Annotated in this window: 7 protein-coding genes; all 7 read left to right on the top strand. The window is 43.8% G+C overall.

The window, feature by feature from the left end; translation table 11 throughout:
* The coding region (locus tag CCU_RS13085; protein WP_208896277.1) for a 50S ribosomal protein L19 at positions 1 to 187 on the top strand (187 nt) is incomplete at its 5' end.
* A 110-nt stretch (positions 188 to 297) separates the two neighbouring features.
* Positions 298 to 870: a signal peptidase I gene (lepB, locus tag CCU_RS13080; RefSeq protein ID WP_015534987.1), complete on the top strand. Its 573-nt coding sequence runs from the start codon at positions 298 to 300 to the stop codon at positions 868 to 870.
* A 10-nt stretch (positions 871 to 880) separates the two neighbouring features.
* Entirely contained in the window at positions 881 to 1,729 is an 849-nt protein-coding gene (gene ylqF, locus CCU_RS13075) for a ribosome biogenesis GTPase YlqF (RefSeq protein WP_015534986.1), read from the top strand.
* Positions 1,730 to 2,755: a signal peptidase I gene (gene lepB / locus CCU_RS14585; RefSeq protein ID WP_015534985.1), complete on the top strand. Its 1,026-nt coding sequence runs from the start codon at positions 1,730 to 1,732 to the stop codon at positions 2,753 to 2,755.
* A gap of 64 nt (positions 2,756 to 2,819) precedes the next feature.
* A complete protein-coding gene (locus CCU_RS13065; protein WP_015534984.1) occupies positions 2,820 to 3,575 on the top strand; it encodes a ribonuclease HII in 756 nt (251 codons plus the stop codon).
* Between the two features lie 40 nt (positions 3,576 to 3,615).
* Complete coding sequence (locus CCU_RS13060) at positions 3,616 to 3,975, top strand: YraN family protein (protein WP_015534983.1); 360 nt, start codon at positions 3,616 to 3,618, stop codon at positions 3,973 to 3,975.
* Positions 3,976 to 3,988: 13 nt separating this feature from the next.
* A partial coding sequence (locus CCU_RS13055; protein ID WP_208896276.1) for a polyphenol oxidase family protein occupies positions 3,989 to 4,479 on the top strand: 491 nt, incomplete at its 3' end.

Genomic DNA, 4,479 nt, shown 5'->3' with positions numbered 1-4,479 from the left:
CAACAGAGAGACATTCACAGTTAGAAAGATCTCTAGCGGATGCGGTGTTGAGAAGACATGGCCTGTACACTCACCTTTCGTTGAGAAGATTGAAGTTGTAAGAAAAGGTAAAGTTAGAAGAGCTAAGATTTACTACTTACGTTCAAGAGTTGGTAAGGCAGCAAAGGTTAAGGAGCTTGTTAAATAATAAAGCTTGTAACATGAAAGTAAAAGTGGCTGGAGTATTTCTACTCCAGCCATTTTTAGAATGGATGAAATGAACTGAACAAATATATTGATGATTGAAGGATAGAATTCATGAGTGAGAGATATGACAGACTCCGAAGGATAAGGAGAGAAAAAAGGCGTCAGAGAAGACAACAGAGATCATTGAAAAAGACTATGAAGAGCGCACTTGGCTGGTTCATATCGATACTGACAGCGGCTATACTTGGTTATGGTTTTGTTGCATTTGGATTCCAGACGGTATATATGGTAGGACCATCCATGGAGCCAACACTGACGGATGGAGAATCGTATCTGGTCAATAAGGCTGTTTATCTGGTGACATCCCCGGAAAGATACGATGTGGTAGCGTATCGTATAGTTGAGAATCAGGACGAATACTATTCCATCAAGAGAGTGGTAGGCCTGCCGGGTGAGACTGTGCTTATCCAGAATGGTCAGGTATATATAAATGGCAATCCGCTTGCAGATTATCCCGTCGACTGTGAGATAAAAACAGCCGGAATAGCGGAATCTGCGATCACACTTGGAGAGAATGAATACTTCCTGCTCGGAGACAATCCGGACAACAGCCAGGATTCAAGATTTCAGGCGGCTGGCAATGTGCAAAAGAGCGAGATGCTGGGCAGAGTAAAGATAAAATAGAGGTAGAGATATGAATATACAGTGGTATCCCGGACATATGACAAAAGCAAGACGAATGATGCAGGAGGATATAAAACTTATAGATATCGTCATAGAGCTGGTGGATTCAAGAATCCCATTCAGTAGTAAGAATCCTGATATAGACGAGCTTGCAAAGAACAAATACAGACTCATACTCCTCAACAAATCAGATCTTGCGGATGATGCAGTCACAACAAAGTGGGAAAACTATTATAAGAATAAAGACTTTGCCGTTGCAAAGATAAATGCCCGTGACGGTATGGGGATGAAGAGTATCAACAATATCGTGCAGGAGGCCTGCAAAGAGAAGATAGAGAGGGATAGAAAAAGGGGAATCATAAACCGTCCGATAAGGGCGATGATAGTCGGCATCCCGAATGTCGGCAAATCCACGTTTATCAATTCCTATGCGAGAAAGGCCTGCACCAAGGTTGGAAATAAGCCTGGTGTCACAAAAGGCAAGCAGTGGATAAGACTTGGAAAGAATATTGAGCTTTTGGACACTCCCGGTATTTTATGGCCGAAATTCGATGATGAGGCCGTTGGTCTCAGACTTGCGTTCATAGGTTCGATCAATGATGAGATACTCAGCATAACGGATATAGCGGTTGAATTAATTAAATTTTTACAGGCAAACTATTGTAATACCCTTGTTCAAAGGTATAATATTGAAAGTGTTGATGATCCTGTACAGATGCTGACAGGTATCGCAGAGAAGAGACAATGCATTAAGAAGGGCGGGGAGCTCGATTATGACAAGGCTGCGGCTCTGCTGATCGATGATTTCAGATCGGGAAAGCTGGGGCGTATTACATTGGAGACCCCGAAGGAAGACTAGATGAGTGAAGAAAACAAGAATGTTGCTGATGTGTTAAACGATATATTTGAGGATGACCCTGCGAAGAAGGAAAGGGACAAAGAGATCGCCAAATATGAGAAGAAGCGTCAGAAAGCGATAGATAAAGAACAGAAGAAGGTTGCAAAAAAGGCTGCGAAGGAAGCAAAGGAAGCTGAAAAGAAAACTGCCGACGATGAGCAGGAAAATAAGGAGAAGTCCTCCTGGTCCTGGGACAAAGCAGTCGCTGAGAGTTCGGCTGATGCAAAGGCGGAGACAGCAGATAAATCGGAAGAAGCATCTCAGAAGGAGACATCGGAAGAAGCTGCAGGAGCAGCTAAATCTGAGAGCTCAGATAAAACTGCAGAAGCGGTTAATACAGACTCTTCTGAAGAAGTGTACAATGAGGATGGAGAACTTGACGAGAAGGCTTTAAAGAAGCAGCTCAGGAAAGAGAAGAAAGAGGCAAAAAAGAAAGAAAAGGCCGAAAAGGAAGTCAATATTGTCAAGGATCTCATATTTCTGTGTATTTATATAATAATAGTAATTGGCATATGCTGGGCTGTGCTCACATTTGTCGGACAGCGAACAGAGGTCAGTGGAGAGTCCATGAGCAATACTCTTCACAGCGGAGATACATTATGGATCGACAAGCTTGAGTATGAATTTGGCTCGCCGAAGAGATTTGATGTGGTTGTATTCCCGTATGGAGACGATGATGAGACCTTCTTCATCAAGCGTATAATCGGACTTCCGGGTGAGACAGTGTATATAGACGAAGATGGTGTTATCTATATAAATGACGAGCCTCTGGAGGGCGATGTGTATGGCAGAGAGGCCATAGCCAGCGACAAGCGCGGAGTTGCAGCCGAGGAGATCACACTGGGTGATGACGAGTACTTTGTTCTGGGAGATAACAGAAACAACAGCCGTGACAGCCGTGTGGAGGATGTTGGCAATATACACAAGAAAGACATCATCGGCAGGGCTGTATTCAGATTTACAGGCGGTTTTGGCAAGATAGAATAGGATAAGATATCAGGGGCTGTTGCCTAAAAAGTGGCAATGGTCCTTGTTTTTAGGTGGAGGACATATGGAAAGTATAGCGGAGATAAAAAAAGTATTTGCTGATGCTGATATAAGTGAATATTCGGGGCTTATCGAGAAGTATGGCGACGATGAGAGAGATGGGGTAAAGAAGATCATAGCGTCCGCTCAGAAAAAGATCAATGCTCTTGAAAAGGAAAAAGCCCGCAGCTATAAAATGTTTGAATTTGAGAGAAAATACGCTGATAAGGGATATATATGTGGTATAGATGAGGTCGGAAGAGGCCCGCTTGCAGGCCCTGTAGTGGCTGCTGCAGTCATTCTTCCAAAGGACTGTGATATTTTATACCTCAACGACTCCAAGCAGCTCACACCGAAGAAGAGGGAGGCTCTATACGATGAGATCATGGCGAAGGCTGTAGCTGTAGGCGTGGGTATGGCAAACGAGAAAGTAATTGACGAGATAAATGTTCTCAATGCAGATTACGAGGCGATGAAGCAGGCTATATCGAAGCTTCAGGTTAAACCACAGCTCCTGTTAAACGATGCGGTTAATATTCCGGGTGTTGATATCGAGCAGGTAGGCATAATAAAAGGTGATACGCTGTCTGCGTCGATTGCGGCAGCAAGTATAATTGCAAAGGTTACAAGGGACAGGCTTATGGTTGAGTATGACAGTCTGTATCCGGGTTATGGATTTGCAAAAAACATGGGATATGGTACGGCAGAGCACATTGATGCGCTCAAGAAGATCGGTCCGTGCGCAATACACAGAAGGACGTTTATCAAGAACTTTGTATAACAATTGTTCATCACACATATATTCATGGAAAGGTGAAATGATGTATAACAGCAGAGCAACCGGTAATGAAAAGGAAGCTTTAGCTGCTGATCATCTGGCTGGCAGGGGCTATGAGATCCTGTGCAGGAATTTCAGGGTGGCCAGCGGTGAGATAGATATAGTGGCAAAACACGATGGATATATAGTGTTTATCGAGGTGAAGTATAGGTCCGGAGTACATAAGGGCTTGCCGGAGGAGGCTGTCGATGTGCGCAAGCAGAGACAGATATGTAGGACTGCATTATTCTTCCTGAACAAATATGGATATGGAATGGACACCCCGGTTAGATTTGATGTGATAACCATACTTGGTGAGGATATACATCATATAGAAAATGCATTTGAGTATTCGGGATATTGATAGGATGGCGGATATGGATATAAAGTATATTAGGAAAGACAATTCAACACATGTCCACACGGTGGATGGCGTGGATTATATATCATTTGACAAATTGGACAGAGCCGGAGTTGTAAATGCATTCTCCACCAGGATCGGCGGAGTGAGTGAGGGATATCTGGGTTCCATGAACCTGAGCTTCCACAGAGGCGATGATGCGGATCTGGTAATGGAGAATCACCGCAGATTTGCCACTGCAGTGGGGTATGATTACGAAAAGCTTGTGTTCTCAGATCAGGTGCATAAGACAGACATATATAAAGTTACAGAGAAGGATGCCGGAAAGGGAATAATCAGAGAGTCGGATATTCTGGAGATCGATGGACTTATGACGGATGTTCCGGGGATACCACTTATGACATTTTATGCGGACTGTGTCCCTGTATTGTTCTATGATCCGGTGAAAAAGGTTGTTGCGGCGAATCACTCTGGGTGGAAGGGAACCGTCAGCAAGATAAGCGGACA

Source organism: Coprococcus sp. ART55/1 (assembly GCF_000210595.1).
In the GTDB taxonomy this organism is placed as follows: Bacteria; Bacillota; Clostridia; order Lachnospirales; family Lachnospiraceae; genus Coprococcus; species Coprococcus aceti.
The sequence above is the reverse complement of the archived record's forward strand: the minus strand, read 5'-3'. Positions and strand labels throughout refer to the sequence as shown.